This window comes from Elusimicrobiota bacterium (genome assembly GCA_016721625.1).
In the GTDB taxonomy this organism is placed as follows: Bacteria; Elusimicrobiota; Elusimicrobia; order FEN-1173; family FEN-1173; genus JADKHR01.
On the sequence record JADKHR010000001.1, the window covers coordinates 2,060,224 to 2,074,995 of the forward strand.

The window sequence follows — 14,772 nt, forward strand, 5'->3', positions numbered from 1 at the left end:
TTGGGAGGGGTGGGCGTGGTTTTGGGGGCTTTGCTGGTGGGGGCCGTGCCTCTGCCGGGAGGGTTTTGGAACGCTCTTCGGAACCCGGGGGTTGGGCGGGATATTTTGCTGGACATCCGTCTGCCTCGGGTCCTTCTCGGGGGGGCGGTGGGCGCGCTTTTAGCGTCGGCGGGATGCGCGCTTCAGGGACTTCTTCGCAACCCGCTGGCGGATCCGTACCTGCTTGGGGTTTCCGGCGGGGCGGCCCTGGGGTCGGCTATAGGGCTCTTGCTCGGCGTGACCCAGCCTCTCGCGGCCATGGTGGGGGCCTTCGTGGCGCTCGCGGCGGTGCTGGTTCTCTCCCGTGGAGGCGGGGCGCCGAGCGCCACGCTCATGGTGCTGGCGGGGGCGGCGCTTCATGCGTTTACCTCGTCGATCCTGACCTTCATTTTGTCCCAAGCCCGTCGGGAAGAAAGCGCGGGGATCCTCTTTTGGCTCTTGGGTAGCCTCGAGTCTCCCTCCTATGGGCGGCTCCTTCCCCTCTTGTCGCTGGCGGCCCTGGCGGTGGGGGGGCTTTTCGCCCTCGCCCCGGCGTTAAACCTGCTTTCTCTGGGGGAAGAAACGGCCCGGGCCCTGGGCCTCTCCACGGGGAAATTTCGCTGGGCGGCGGTTCTCCTTTGCGCCGGGGCCACGGGTTTGGCCGTCACCCTAAACGGGGTCATCCCCTTCGTCGGATTGGTGATCCCCCACGCGGCGCGGCTCTTGGTCGGGTTCGACAACCGTTCCGCTCTCCCCACGTCGGCGTTCCTGGGCGCGGTCTTGGTCATCGGGGCGGACGCGGTGGGCCGCTCGGTGTTGGCGCCCCAGGAGATCCCCGTCGGGGTCGTAACCGCGCTCGTGGGTGCGCCGTTTTTCCTCCTCCTGCTCCGCCGCGAACGGAGGAAATTGGGATGAGTTCTAAGCCCTCAGACCTCCCCCTGGCCCCGGATCAGCGGCCATGCCGCCCCAGGTGCCCGGTGCTCCGCACCGGGCCCTCCTTGCGAAGGAGGGGGAACAAGACCCTTCAACCTGACCGGCCCATGTTTCGATTCGGGTGCTGTGTTCCCTCCCCTTGCCAAGGGGAGGGTGAGGGAGGGGTGTCTTTTATGAATCGGAATTTTCTCCTATGACGATTGTTTCTGTGGATCGAGTAGGGTTCGCCTATCCCAAATCCAACGGGGACCGTCCGTTCGTTTTGGAGGACGTGAGTTTTGAATTGAAGGAAGGGGAGCTTTTGGGCGTCTTGGGCCCGAACGGAGCGGGGAAATCCACCCTGCTTCGACTCTTGATCAAAGCCCTGGTTCCGCGGGAAGGGCGAATTGTTGTGGGGGGCTCGCCGTTGGCGGACCTGGACCAAATGGACGTGGCGCGGCGCGCGGCCTGGGTGCCCCAGGAACTGGACTCGCTTTTTGTTTTGACCGTTGAGGAAATGGTCCGGCTCGGGCGCTTTTGCCGCACCGGCGCCTGGGGGAGGTTGGGGCACGAGGACCGCCGCCAGGTGGAACGCGCCTTGGCGGAAACGGACCTCCTGCCGCTCCGCCATCGTCCCGTGAGCCGTCTTTCCGGGGGCGAACGCCGCCGGGTTCTCTTGGCCCGGGCCCTGGCCCAGGAACCCGCCGTGCTTTTGTTGGACGAGCCCACGGCGCACCTGGACCCCGGCCACCAGGCGGATTTGGTGGCGGTGGTGGACCGTCTCCGCCGGGAACGGGGCCTGGCCGTGATCGCCATTTTGCACGACGTGAGTTTGGCCATGGCCTGGTGCCCCACGGTGCTCCTCTTAAAAGACGGCCGGACCTTCGCCCAGGGCCCCGCCGCCCAGGTCATCACGCCGAACACGCTCCGGTCCGTCTACGGACTGGGGGCCGTGATCCACGCCCCCGCTCCCGGACAACCGGGCGCGGTTCAATTTTGTCATCCTACGAAAGAAAGGAATTCCCAATGAGAAATAAAAACCGATTCAGTTTCCTTCTCGCCGGCCTCTTGGCCGGAGGCCTCCGGGCCGCGCCTCCGGCGGATGTTGCCAAATCCGCTTCGGACGTCGAGATTTCCACGGTGGCGGCGACCGTCCCCGTGGTCGATGAAACCGGGGACGCGGGGGCGGACGTCTTTCTCAGTCTCACCCGAAAGGCCGAACCCCGCAAACGGCTCCCCACCAACGTCTCCAGCCTCACGGCCCGGGACATGGAACTTCAGGGGGCGGCCGCGGTGGACGCGGCCTTGGACGCGGTTCCGTCGGTGCTGGTTCAACGGTCCGGGACCCTGGGCACCTTCTCCACGGTCCGGCTCCGGGGTTCGCCGTCCTCGGCCCAACAGCAGGTCCTCCTGGACGACATGCCTCTTCTGGGCGTGTCCAACCAGTTCTTCGATTTTTCCCAGCTTCCGCTGGCCGGGATCGAACGGGTGGAGGTGGTTCGCGGCGGCGCCTCGGCGCTCTACGGGGCCAACGCCATCGGCGGCGTGGTGCACCTGATTTCGAAACGTCCGGTGTCCGACCGTCCAGAGACCCGGTTCCGAATGCAGGTGGGTTCTTTCATGAGCCAACTCTATGAAGGCGAATTCGGCGCTCGCGTGGGCGCCACGGATTTTTATGTGACGGGCGGGCGGACCCTGTCGGACGGGTTCCAGGATAACCAGGACACCGACAACCTCTACGCCACCGGCCGCGCCGGTTTCTCGTTCGGGAACGGCGCCCGGGTGTCGGCGGACGTGGGCGTTGTGGACGGCGAAGTCGGCAACCCCCGCGGAACGCTTCTGCCGGTGGGGGAATGGAACGGTGAAAAAGAGCGGACCGCGCTGGATAAGAACGCCCGGGTGGAACAACGGGCCGTTCGAAGCCACGGCACCGTTTTCCTTCCTCTGGGCGAAACGTCCAGCGTCCAGACCGCTTTCTACGGGACGGATCAAACCTATCAGACCCTTCCATCGGGGTCCGCACCGCCGGATTTTAAGCAAGTCAACCGCATCGTCGGCAACGACACCCGCCTGGTGTTCCATCGCTGGCTCACCCTGGGCGGGTCCGTCGAGAGGGACGACCAGAAAACGGACGCCAACGCCTACGCCCCGGAGCGGGCGAACCACATCACGAACGTCGCCGGCTACGCCCAGGCGCAACTGGCGGCCGGTCCCTGGGAAGTCCTTCCTGCCGTCCGTTACGACGACCACAGCGCCTTCGGCGGCGTTTGGAACCCCCGGCTGACCGCCCTCTTCCATATGAACGAGAAAGTGAAGTTCTCAGGCAACGCCTCGCGATCCTACCGGGCGCCGTCTTTCCTGGAGCTTTACTACGTGGACCCTTACTTCAGCGGCAACCCCAACCTGGGTCCGGAGCGCGCCTGGAGTTACGATGTGGGCGTCGAGGTCTTGCCCGGGAAATCCAGCCGGATGTCGGTCACGGGTTTTTATACAAAGATCGAGGACCGCGTGACCGTCACCTCGAACTTCCTCACCTATCAAAACGCTCCGTCGGCGGAGATGTCCGGCGTGGAAGTGGAAAACCGCCACCGCCTTCTGCCTCATTGGACGGGCGTCTTGGCCTACACCTACACCCGGGCGGAAGGCAATTCCCTCGCCTCCTCGGACTATGTGCCGCTCCGCTTGACCCCCCGCCACATGGCGGACTACCAGCTGACCTGGGGCCCCAGCCCGAGTTTGGCTTTGACGAACGGGGTCCGCTACGTGTCGAAACAGTACCAGGGCGACAACCAGACGGGCTTAGACCTCCCCTGTTACGCGACCTGGAACGCGCGGGTCTCAAAAGATCCTCGCCGCGGAATTCCACCTGGCCGTGGAGAACATCCTGAACCGCCGCTACGCCCGGAGCTTCGACAACGACCCGGTGACCTTCGCCGCCTCGCGCAATCCCCAACCCGACCGAACTTTCTGGACGGGCGTCACGATCGGTTTCTCCAATTGAAACGAATGGCGCTCGGGTTAAGCTAGAATAAGTCTGGAATCCGGAAGCCATTCCACTCGGGGAGGACGGTCCATGAACATCGAACGAATGTTGCGCGGTGTCGCCGGTTTTTTTGTTCTGGTGAGCTTGGGTCTCGCCTACGCTCACAGCCCAAAGTGGCTCTTTTTTACCGCTTTCGTGGGGCTGAACTTGTTGCAGTCCGCCTTCACCAACTGGTGTCCCTTGATGACGATCCTGCGCAAGCTGAACGCCCGCACCCCCGTCTGAGCCGGCACCCATGAAGCTCCGCGCCGTCGTCCTTCTGTTGGTTTCGGCCCTTTCGGTTCGGGCGGCCGAACGCTTGACCCTGGCCGAGGCCGCGCGGCGGGCCGTGGCCCGGAGCCCAACCCTTCGCGCGGCGGAGGCCCAGGTGGACGAGGCCCGGCGGGCGGGATCGGCGGTTCGCGCCACGAACTACCCTTCTCTTCACGCGGGTTCCGCTTTCACCCGCGGGGACGGGCCGGTCTACGCCTTCGCCTCCCTCCTGGACCAACGGAATTTCACCGCGGCCAACTTCGACATCGGAACGCTGAACGATCCGGGGTACGTGACGAACTTCAAAAGTTATCTTCAAGTGGGCCTGCCGATTTTCGCCGGATACGACATCCAAAACGGGAGTCGGATGGCGGATCTCGGTCTTTCTCAGGCGGAGAGCGGGGAGGCGGGGGCTCGGCAGGAGGTCCGCTTGGCGGTTTTTGAGGCGGCGATGCAGTGGATTCAAGCCCGGGCGCTGAGCGACCGCTTGACCGAACGGCTCCGGGCTTCGGGTGAGGAAATCCAAAGCGCGGAACGGCTCCGGGCCAAGGGGCTCGTGTTGGGCTCGGACTTTTTCGCGGCGGAGGCGGTTTTGGCCGGGTTGGAGGCCTGGAAGGCGCAAACCGCGAAGATGGCCGAGGCGGGCCGCGATTCCTTGGCGGTTCTGCTCGGTCAGGACCCGTCGGAGTTCGACATCGTGGGCACCCTGTCCGCCCAAGGGCCCGCTCTTCCGTCGGCCACGGAACTCCAAAGGCTCGCGGGGACCCACCGCGCGGATGTGCGGGCGGCGGACCTGGCCGCCCAACGGGGGGCCTTGGCGGTTTCTCAGGAAAAGGCCGCGTTCCTCCCCCGGGTGGACGCCATGGCCAAGGCCGAGACGAACACCGAAGACTTTTCCTCCAACCCGTCCAACCGGCTCGTGATGGTCCGGGCCGAATGGGCCCTGGGCGACCCCGCCTACGGCGCACGGAAAGAGACAGCCCTCGCGGCGTCCCGCGCGGGAGACCAGCGGCGGGCCGCGTTGGAGGAACGGGTTCGCTTGGAGATCCTCCAATCGCTCCGGCGGTATGAGGGAATTTCGGACGCCCTTCCTTCGTTAGAGAGGACGGTGGATCTGGCTGAGAAATCCCTCAACCTTTTCCGGCCTCTTTATCGGGAAGGCCGACAGAGCATTTTGGACGTCCTTCGGGCGGAGGAATCCCTGGCGCGGGCGGAATCCCTTCGATTGGAAGCCCTCGCTCAACTGCATCTTCAACGGGCCCGCACCCTGGCCGCGGCCGGGGTGTTGGACGAAGGCGCCCTGGCCGCCCTCTCGGCGGCGCTGGAGAAACCCCAATGACCCAAAAAAATAAATCTGTGGAACCTTCCCTCGGTCTGGCCGGCCGGTTGGCGGAGATGTTCGTCGGGTCCAAGCTCACGGTTCTTTTCGTTTTAGCCAGTCTCCTCCTGGGCCTTTTCGCCACCGTGAGCCTCCCTCGGGAGGAGGAGCCCCAAATCAACGTTCCGATGTTCGACGTGTTTGTCGGTTATCCGGGCGCCAGCGCCCGCGAGGTGGAAGACCGTCTGACGAGCGTGGGGGAGCGGATGTTTTGGGAAATTCCCGACGTGGAATACGTCTACTCCACTTCCGAACCCGGCCTCGCCATGTTCATCCTGCGTTTCAAGGTGGGCACGAACCCGGAGGAAGCCATGACCCGGGTTTACACCAAGACCTTCGCCCACATGGATGTCTTGCCCCCCGGGGCCACCCAGCCCCTGGTCAAACCCCGTTCCATCGACGACGTGCCCATCCTCGCCCTGAACCTGTCGGGGGAAGGCCAGGACGCCGCCTCGCTTCGTTCCCAGGCCGCGGCGTTACGAGCGGAAGTGAGCGCGGTCCCCGGCGTTTCGACCACGGACATCATCGGCGGACGGCGGCGGCAGTTCCTCATCCATTTTGACCCGGCCGCCCTGGCGCGGCACCACCTGACGCCGCTGGAACTGGCGGGCACGGTGCAAGCCGCCAACACCCGGGTGCCGGTCGGCGCCTTTTTGCGCGAAGGTCGTTCGGTGGCGGTGGAGGCGGACGCCCTGGTGCGCTCGGTGGAGGATCTTAAAAAGATCGTGGTCGGTGTGTCGTCCGGACGCGCCGTGACCTTGGCCGACGTGGCCAAAATCACGGACGGACCGGACGAGGAGGAACGCGCCGTCGCCGAATGGACCCGGGAAGGGTCCCGCGAAGCCGTGACCTTGGCCGTCTCCAAACGACGGGGCCAAAACGCCACCCAAGTCGCCCGCGAAGTCATGCGGAGAATTGACTCTGTCCGCCCCAGCCTTTTGAAAAAGGAGACGAATGTCTCCGTGACGAGGAATTATGGGGAGACGGCGAAAGAAAAATCCGACGAACTGTTATACCACATGGCCCTGGCCACCCTGTCGGTGACGCTCTTGATCGCCTTCTTCCTCGGCGTCCGAGAGGCGTTGGTGGTGTTGGTCGCCATCCCGGTGACTCTGGCGCTGACGCTTTTAGTCTATTCTCTTCTGGGTTATACGCTCAACCGCATCACGCTCTTCGCGCTCATCTTCTCGATCGGCATTTTGGTGGACGACGCCATCGTGGTGGTGGAAAACATCCATCGCCATTTCGCCATGCGGGACGGCCGGTCGCTTCGGCAGGTAGCCGTGGACGCCGTGGCCGAAGTGGGGAACCCCACGATCCTGGCCACCTGGGCCGTGATCGCGGCCATCCTGCCCATGGCGTTTGTTTCGGGACTGATGGGCCCCTACATGCGGCCGATTCCGGTCGGGGCCAGCGTGGCCATGATGTTTTCCTTGGGGATCGCCTTCGTCATTTCTCCTTGGGCCTTCACGCATGTTTTGGCGATCTGGAAACCCAAAGCGGGGACGGGCCATGGAGAGGAATCGTTCCTGGACCGTCTCTACCGGAAAGTGATGGGACGGCTTTTGACCGACGCCCTTTCCCGGTGGCTCTATTTGGGCGGCATGGGGCTTCTTCTGGCGGCCGCCTGTTCCCTGGTGTATTTCAAGAAGGTGACCATGAAGATGCTCCCCTTCGATAACAAAAACGAATTTGAGGTGGTCCTGACCCTGCCGGAAGGCTCGGCCCTTTCCCAGACGAAGGAGGCCGCGGCGGAAATCGCCCGGGTTCTGTTGGCGGAAGCCCCGGAGGTGGAACGGGTAACCAGCTACGCGGGCACGGCCGCCCCTTACAACTTTAACGGCTTGGTGCGGCACTACTTCTTGCGACAGCGCCCCCACCAAGCGGACCTCGCCGTTAATCTGGTGGACAAAAAAAGCCGAAGGCTTCAGAGCCACGCGGTGGCGTCTTCCCTTCGGCCCATCGTTCAGTCCATCGCGGACCGCTACAACGCCCGAGTTCAGGTGGCGGAAATCCCGCCCGGCCCGCCGGTCCTTTCCACCCTGGTGTTCGAGGTGTATGGCCCCGACAACAAGGCCCGGGACGGTTTTGCCGGAACGCTCCAACAGTTTCTGCGCAAGGAGGAAGGGATCGTGGACGTGGACACCTATGTTCCCTCCACGGAACCCTTGGACGTTCTGGCGGTGGACCGCGAGAAGGCCACCTTGAACGGTTTGTCCGCCACCCACATCGCCCAAACGGCCGCCCTGGCCCTGGGCGGCCAAACCCTGGGGCTCGCGTCGACGGGCGTGGACAAGGACCCCGTGGAAATCCGCCTCCGTCTTTCTCCCCAGGACCGCCGGGGATTGGACGCCTTGGCCAAGATCAACCTTCTGTCCCGGAACGGCACCCTGATCCCCTTCGGGCAATTGACGAAAACCACGCGGGGGGACCGCGACCCGCCCATCTACCATAAAAATCTCCAGCGCGTGAGCTACGTGATCGCCGATGTGGCCGGCCGCCAAGAGAGCCCGGTCTACGCCGTGCTGGCCCTGCGGGACAAGATTCAAACCTTGGCGCGGGAGTCGGGGTACGAGGTGAACGAATACTTCGCGTCCTCTCCCAAAAATTCGCTGGAGCGCGCGCTCAAGTGGGACGGCGAATGGCAAATCACCTACGAAGTCTTCCGGGATCTGGGGTTGGCGTTTGCTTTCGCTTTGGTCTTGATCTACGTTTTGGTCGTGGGCTGGTTTAAGTCGTTTACGATCCCGCTGGTGGTCATGGTTCCGATCCCGCTCACGCTCGTGGGGATCCTCCCGGCCCATTGGGCCCTCGGCGCCTTTTTCACCGCCACCAGCATGATCGGTTTCATCGCCGGTGCCGGCATCGTGGTCCGGAATTCCATCATCCTGGTGGACTTCATCCATTTGCGTCTGGCGGAAGGGATGCCGCTCAAGGAAGCCGTGATCGACGCCGGGGCCGTGCGTTTCCGCCCCATGCTCCTCACCGCCGCCGCCGTGGTCGCCGGGGCCGGCGTGATCCTCTTCGACCCCATCTTCCAGGGCCTCGCCGTCGCCCTCATGGCCGGCGAAATCGCCTCCACCGTCCTCTCCCGCATGGCCGTCCCCGTCCTCTACTTCATGGCCGCCCGACGAACACGGGGGACGCCCTAAAGTATTATACTATTGTGTCTCCTTCGTATTCCGAATGGATCGACGGACCCGGCAACGCATTCTTTTTCTCCCCTTCGTGGGAGAAGAGGTCTCGAAGCGGCGGATGAGGGGGGAGATAAGGGGGACGTCCTATGCTATTAAGCTATGCTCCCCCAAGGCCCATCGGGCGGCGGGAAAACCTCGCTGGAAATTATTCAATTTCTTTTTCATTCGATTCGGTCGGTGAAGGGGTTTCGCATCGGCGGGCGGGGGTTCCTCCCCAAACTTCGCCCGGTGGGACACGTGTTCCGGGAGGCAAAAAGGAATTCGGGTTCACCCGCGCTCCGTCTCCCACCTGGACGCCCCCGGAAATAATAGCGTTGGCACCCACCAGAACGTCGGTCCCCAGACGGGTTTTCGCGACGAAGGTTCGCCCCTGAACATGGATGTGACCGGCCACGATGGCCCCCTGCCCCAGGATGCAACCGCGCCCGATTTCCACGTTCCACGGGTCGGGCAAGACATTCGGGAAAGCGATAAATACCGACGGGTGAATTCGGCCTCCCGCCAGACGGTAGAACCAATGGGCCGGATAGGGAAGGCACGATAGCCAAAAAGCGCAATTCATCGTCGTCACTCCACGGGAAAGGCCCGCGAGGATGAAATAGGTAACGGCATCCGCCGTTGTTCGTTGGACGCCCGAATGCGGTTTCGGACAACACCGGATGAGCAAACCAATTAGCATCAACTGGGTGAGGGGATAGACATAAACGACGGAGACAACCGCCCAGGCCACAAAAAGGATGAAACGGCCGTGTCGCAAAGCCCACCACAGGCCGGCGAGGGGACCCAGCAACGAAACGAGCTCGCCCAGAAAGTGGACCCCAAAAAGCAACGGCGCGGCCGCCGCGACCGCGCGGTTGGCTGAAAGGTCCGGGGAATCATGGTTCACCGGATTCGTCACAAAATATTTCCCCCGACGGTATTCATGGGTTTCTCTTGGGGCCTTCTCTCTTCCAAACCCCACTTCTCGCTGGGCGTCGGAGGTGGCCCCCCCGACATGGGGGCCCCTCGAAAGGCGGCGTCCCTGGCGAAAGCGCGGATTTTCGAGAAGTTGGTTAAATGAGTTTCGAGATCGCTGAATCGGAGAAGAATCGGTCGCCGGTTCCCGAGGGTTTTGTTTTCGGGTCCCAGAAGTTCCGGGTGGATTTGGTGGCGCGAGAGGAGGTCGATCATTTTGTCGTCCGCCAGCAGACACCAGCCCGACAGGCGAATGGTTTTGCTGATCCGGTAAAGCAGTCGAAAGAGGCCCAAGGTGATCACAGCCGCCCTGCGCCGGTCCGAGGGCCCCATCGAACCGGCGGAACATGGACCGAGCGGAATGGATAAGACGACGGACAAAACGTCGGCGAAGGCCTGGCCGTAGGGTTTCGCTAGCGCCAAACGCGAAAGTTCCGCCACTTTTTTTGTGGATGATAGCCGGAGCCGTTCCTGGGGATCCGCGCTTTCCAGGCTCTGAATCCCCAAAGACGTATTCAACACCAGCCGGGCCGTGCCCACCAGCCGATCGCCGGAGTCCATCGCCACCGCATGCAGAGACCAGGGATCGTAGACATCCCGTTCCCTCTTGTCGGGAAACGAATCGGAGGGAATCAGGGCGAAGTCTTCGGCATAGGAGCGATGGCGCAACTGAAACACCTGGTCCAGCCTTTCGTCCTCGGAGGCCACCCCGAAGCGAAACCCTCCTAGCCTGAAACTTTCCTTTTCGGCCAGGGCCCGTTCTTGGCTCGCCGGCGAGACCTTCCCGGACCGTTGAGAGAGGAAGGTAAATACCTTGGATCGAATGGATTGGACAGATTTGAACATTTCCTCGTTCACCCCGGCGTAGGGGGTTCGCCTACCGTGGTAATCCACCTCAGGGCCGATGGGGTCGAAATGGATCCCGTTCCGTTTCAGCAGGACGTGAAGCGACCGTTCGGCCGTCATCAGGTGGTGTGTGGCCCCTTGGCGATGGGCGGAATCAATGACGGCGTAACTGAGCCCGAGGAAAATAAGGATCCGACCGGAGGGGTCGTCCGGCCCCATGACCTCGTCCGCGGGTGGGCGAGGCTGGGTTCCGGGAATCAGGTGTTTCCGGAAGAAGGACATTTCCCGCTTGAAACCCAAAGCGGAGAGACGGAACTCCCGGCTCATGGCAAAACGGGAGGATTCCACCAGGTGGGGATCGTTTCCGTGTTCCTCCCTCCAGGGGGGAGAGGCCAGCAGAAGGGCGGGAAGGGGATGCGGGCAGTGGTGAATCAACCGGGCCGTGCCCACCAGTTTTCCTTGACGGTCAAGCGCCGCGATGGGGACCGAATAGGGGTCGAACTTGTCCCGTTCCACTCCGCCCGGGTGGTCCGCCGGTTTTTCGTAGCCGTATTCTTCCACGTAGATCTGGTAACGCAACCGGTGTATGGCGTCAATGAGGTTCGGTTCCGTGGCTTCCAAAAAAGTGAATTCACCCAGTCGAAACAATGTCGGCTCCTTCCTGTCGCGTGGATGGGCCTCCCCGGGGGGAGGCCCATCCGGTCATCCCCTCGTCGATGGATGACATCGGCCAGGGATCGATCAAGGATAGCCGTCCTCCGCTTTTTGTCAAGGGAAGAATTCAGCGAACCTGGTCCGTTGTTCCCAGCTCCCAAATCTTTCCTCGTCACTCGGACCGATGGTTTGTCGTCCGAAGGGGACTTTAGTAGTATTCGCTTGAGCGTCATTCCCCGGTTTGAGCTTTATTTTCAAGCGTTTTATCATCGGCCGGGAAGTCAACTTTTTGAATCTGCCCAACTCGTCGGGGCGCCGTTTTCACTTATTCTCTATTGATGGGAGGCTATGGAAATGTCAGGAACATCAAAGGGCCCAGGTCTCTCCCAAAACCTTCCCTCAGAACCGGGGGAAAAGCGGGTCACGTTGATCACCGGGGCCGGCTCGGGACTGGGAAAATGTTTGAACCCGATCTCATGAAGGAAGACGATCCGTTGTGACTCCCCCGTTATCGCCCGCCGATCTGGCGGGAAAAAAATGGGACTGGATCGTCGTGTGCACCGGGATCGGCGGGGCCACCCTCGGCCACGCGCTGGCCGCCGCCGGGCGCCGGGTTTTGTTCCTGGAGATGGGCGAGGACCCCGCGCGCAATCCCCAGGTGTTGACCGGCGACTACTTAGAGTCCCACCGCCTCGACGCGGCGGCGCGCCGCGCCGAAGACTTTCTCAACGCGGGGCGATTTTCCGGCCGGATTTGGGACGCGACCCGGCGTCGGCCGATCCACCCTCTTCTCGGGAGCGGTGTGGGCGGCTCTTCCGCCCTCTACGGCATGGTCATGGAACGTTTTTGGCCAGAAGACTTCGAGCCCCGCCGCTGGCATCCCGAGGCTGGGGAGCATCTCCCCGCCCGTTGGCCCATCTCTTTCTCCGATCTGGAACCGCACTACCGCGCGGCCGAGGCTCTTTACCGGGTTTCCAGCGCGGAGTCCGACCCTCTTCGCTCCGGCCAAAGCTTCGCCTACGCCGCCGCCCCGGCCCCTTCCAGCCGCCGCCTCGCCGACTCCCTGCGCCAGCGGGGGCTTCATCCCTACGCGCTTCCCCTGGCCCGCACCCCCGGCACTCCCTGCGGTTATTGTCAAAGTTTCCTGTGCGCGCACGGCTGTAAGAACGACGCCGCTAAAATCTGCATTGAGCCAGCACTCCAACACCACGGCGCCGCTCTCCTGACCCGCGCCACCGTTACCTCATTTCAAGCTGACGAGGAGCGGGTCACTGGCGTCCAGGTGTCGGCGGGGGACCAGGTTTTGACTTTTCAGGCTGAGAATTTCGCCCTGGCGGCCGGGGCCCTCCTCACGCCGGCCCTGCTTCTGAAATCCCGGTCCGCCCGCTGGCCCCAGGGCCTGGCGAATTCCTCCGGTCTGGTGGGGCGATATCTCATGCGGCACTACATCGACCTGTTTGGATTGCCGTCGTTTTCCCCCGTCTCCCAAACCAAAGAAATCGGTTTGAACGATTTCTATTTGGGGGACGGAGACAAATATGGCACCGTGGCGGATTTCGGGCCCATGCCGCCACCCGGCATTCTTTTGGAAGATCTTGACCACGACCGCGCGGCCGCCGGCCGCAGGCCTTTTCCTTCTTCGGTCAGGCCTCTCTTAAAGTGCGGCTTGTCAATGGTTATGGAGAGAATGCGGTTCCTCGCTCTGATTGGCGAAGACCTGCCACATCCGGACAACCGCGTGGAACTGGGGGAGAACGGGGTGGACCTGGTGATTCACTCCGCCATAACGGAAAGCGAACGGGCGCGGATCCACCGGATGCGGAAACGGGTTCGCCGCGCCCTCGGTGGTTGGGTACCGATCTTACCCAACGCCGATAACCTGAAACTTCTGGCCCACGCCTGCGGCACCTGTCGCATGGGAGAAGATCCTCGACAAAGTGTCGTGAACCCCTTCAATCGGACCCACGACCTGATGAACTTGTTCATTGTGGACGGATCCTTTTTCCCCAGCAGCGGCGGCGTCAATCCCGCCCTCACCATCGCCGCCAACGCGCTCCGGGTGGCCGACGCACGGGAACTCGCCGGGGACTCCCATCGGTTTCAAATTCCTCCATTTTAACTGGACTCACCTGAACGCCGCCGGACGGGTATGGTCCACCTGGTAGGGCCCCATATTAGACCCACACTCCATTTGACCCACCGCCCGGAAACGGGTAAAATCTGACCATCGCCTGTTTGTTTTTAGTCCGATAAATCAACTGTTTTCAGGAGAAACCCGTGAAGTCCTATTCCCGTGTGGTGGTGGCCTATTCCGGAGGGTTGGATACTTCGGTCATGTTGCGATGGATCAAGGAGCGGTATCGGTGCGAGGTGATTGCCGCCTGCGTGGACGTGGGGCAGGCGGAAGATTATCCAAAACTGAAGGCCCGGGCTCTGGCCACCGGAGCTTCCAAGGCCTATGTGATCGACGCGCGGAAAGAGTTCGTGGAGGATTTTATTTGGCCCACGCTCAAGGCCCAGGCGCTTTACGAGGGGAGGTACCTTCTGGGGACCTCCATCGCGCGGCCCATCATCGCCGAGAAAGTGGCGGAGATCGCGCGGAAAGAAAAAGCCGACGCCGTCTCCCACGGGTCCACCGGCAAGGGCAACGACCAGGTGCGGTTTGAGTTGACCTTCAAAGCCGTGGCGCCGGAACTTGGAATTTTGGCGCCTTGGCGGGAATGGGAATTCAAAGGGCGGGAGGACGAAATCCGCTACGCCCAAGAACACAAGATCCCCGTGACCGTCACCAAGAAGAAACCCTATTCTTCCGACGCCAATTTGTGGCACATTTCCTACGAAGGCGGCGTGCTGGAAGACCCGAACCATCCGTACAAAGACGACATGTTCGAGCTCACCGTCTCGCCGGAGAAGGCGCCCAACCGGCCGGAATACGTGACGATCCGTTTCGAGAAGGGTATCCCCGTTGCTGTGAACGGAAAAGTACTGGGGCCGGTGACCCTGGTTCAATCCTTGAACCGCATCGCCGGTCGGAACGGCGTGGGTCGGGTGGACATCGTGGAGAACCGCTTGGTGGGCATGAAGTCCCGCGGGGTGTATGAGGCGCCGGCGGCGACGATTCTCTACGCCGCCCATCGGGAACTGGAATCTCTGGTGTTGGACCGGGAGACCGCCCACGCCAAGGAATTGATCGGTCCCCGCTACGCGGAACTGGTTTACTTCGGCCAATGGCACGCGCCGCTTCGCCGGGCCTTGGACGCGTTTGTGAACGAGACGCAAAAGGTCGTCACGGGCGTGGTTCGGCTTAAACTGTACAAGGGGAATATCGTCGTCCAGGGGCGCACGTCGCCCCATTCGCTCTACTGGCAAAAGCTGGCCAGTTTTGAGGCGGAGGACATCTACGACCAGAAGGATGCGGAAGGGTTTATCAACCTCTTCGGTCTCCCCATCAAAGTGGCCGCCCTTCTGCGCAAGGCCCGCCGGTAGGCGGAGTCGCGGGCAAGGGTTCATTTCCTCTC

At 62.6% G+C, this 14,772-nt stretch carries 10 protein-coding genes; 8 read left to right on the top strand and 2 right to left on the bottom strand.

Going from position 1 to position 14,772, the window contains the following annotated elements:
- The first annotated feature begins 15 nt into the window (after window positions 1–15).
- The 6 genes from IPP35_08985 to IPP35_09010 all read left to right on the top strand — a co-directional run bounded on the left by IPP35_08985 (window position 16) and on the right by IPP35_09010 (window position 8,755).
- Window positions 16–933: an iron ABC transporter permease gene (locus IPP35_08985; GenBank protein ID MBL0059224.1), complete on the top strand. Its 918-nt coding sequence runs from the start codon at window positions 16–18 to the stop codon at window positions 931–933.
- 211 nt (window positions 934–1,144) lie between these two features.
- Window positions 1,145–1,960 (top strand): ABC transporter ATP-binding protein, encoded by an 816-nt coding sequence (locus tag IPP35_08990; GenBank protein MBL0059225.1) that lies wholly within the window; start codon window positions 1,145–1,147, stop codon window positions 1,958–1,960.
- The gene (locus tag IPP35_08995; GenBank protein ID MBL0059226.1) at window positions 1,957–3,957 is read left to right on the top strand and encodes a TonB-dependent receptor; all 2,001 of its coding nucleotides are present in this window, start codon (window positions 1,957–1,959) and stop codon (window positions 3,955–3,957) included. Before IPP35_08990 ends, IPP35_08995 begins: the two co-directional genes overlap by 4 nt.
- A gap of 46 nt (window positions 3,958–4,003) precedes the next feature.
- The gene (locus IPP35_09000) at window positions 4,004–4,198 is read left to right on the top strand and encodes a DUF2892 domain-containing protein (GenBank protein ID MBL0059227.1); all 195 of its coding nucleotides are present in this window, start codon (window positions 4,004–4,006) and stop codon (window positions 4,196–4,198) included.
- Window positions 4,199–4,208: 10 nt separating this feature from the next.
- Window positions 4,209–5,564, top strand: coding sequence for a TolC family protein (locus tag IPP35_09005; GenBank protein MBL0059228.1), 1,356 nt, complete (start codon window positions 4,209–4,211; stop codon window positions 5,562–5,564).
- Window positions 5,561–8,755, top strand: a complete 3,195-nt coding sequence (locus tag IPP35_09010; protein MBL0059229.1) for an efflux RND transporter permease subunit — start codon at window positions 5,561–5,563, stop codon at window positions 8,753–8,755. The genes IPP35_09005 and IPP35_09010 overlap by 4 nt, the downstream gene beginning before the upstream one ends.
- Before the next feature lie 190 nt (window positions 8,756–8,945).
- Here IPP35_09010 and IPP35_09015 read toward each other — a convergent pair whose 3' ends face one another.
- Both IPP35_09015 and IPP35_09020 read right to left on the bottom strand, forming a co-directional pair.
- The gene (locus tag IPP35_09015; protein MBL0059230.1) at window positions 8,946–9,686 is read right to left on the bottom strand and encodes a hypothetical protein; all 741 of its coding nucleotides are present in this window, start codon (window positions 9,684–9,686) and stop codon (window positions 8,946–8,948) included.
- Between the two features lie 8 nt (window positions 9,687–9,694).
- Entirely contained in the window at window positions 9,695–11,248 is a 1,554-nt protein-coding gene (locus IPP35_09020; protein ID MBL0059231.1) for a PEP-CTERM/exosortase system-associated acyltransferase, read from the bottom strand.
- Between the two features lie 502 nt (window positions 11,249–11,750).
- Here IPP35_09020 and IPP35_09025 point away from each other — a divergent pair.
- Together IPP35_09025 and IPP35_09030 are read left to right on the top strand one after the other, a co-directional pair.
- The gene (locus tag IPP35_09025) at window positions 11,751–13,373 is read left to right on the top strand and encodes a GMC family oxidoreductase (GenBank protein MBL0059232.1); all 1,623 of its coding nucleotides are present in this window, start codon (window positions 11,751–11,753) and stop codon (window positions 13,371–13,373) included.
- Between the two features lie 176 nt (window positions 13,374–13,549).
- Window positions 13,550–14,740, top strand: a complete 1,191-nt coding sequence (locus IPP35_09030) for an argininosuccinate synthase (GenBank protein MBL0059233.1) — start codon at window positions 13,550–13,552, stop codon at window positions 14,738–14,740.
- Window positions 14,741–14,772 lie beyond the last annotated feature (32 nt).

Excerpts from the sequence above, each read along its gene's own strand:
- IPP35_08990 (MBL0059225.1), top strand. The coding sequence starts at position 1,145 with ATGACGATTGTTTCTGTGGATCGAGTAGGGTTCGCCTATCCCAAATCC.
- IPP35_08995 (MBL0059226.1), top strand. The coding sequence starts at position 1,957 with ATGAGAAATAAAAACCGATTCAGTTTCCTTCTCGCCGGCCTCTTGGCC.
- IPP35_09000 (MBL0059227.1), top strand. The coding sequence starts at position 4,004 with ATGAACATCGAACGAATGTTGCGCGGTGTCGCCGGTTTTTTTGTTCTG.
- IPP35_09005 (MBL0059228.1), top strand. The coding sequence starts at position 4,209 with ATGAAGCTCCGCGCCGTCGTCCTTCTGTTGGTTTCGGCCCTTTCGGTT.
- IPP35_09010 (MBL0059229.1), top strand. The coding sequence starts at position 5,561 with ATGACCCAAAAAAATAAATCTGTGGAACCTTCCCTCGGTCTGGCCGGC.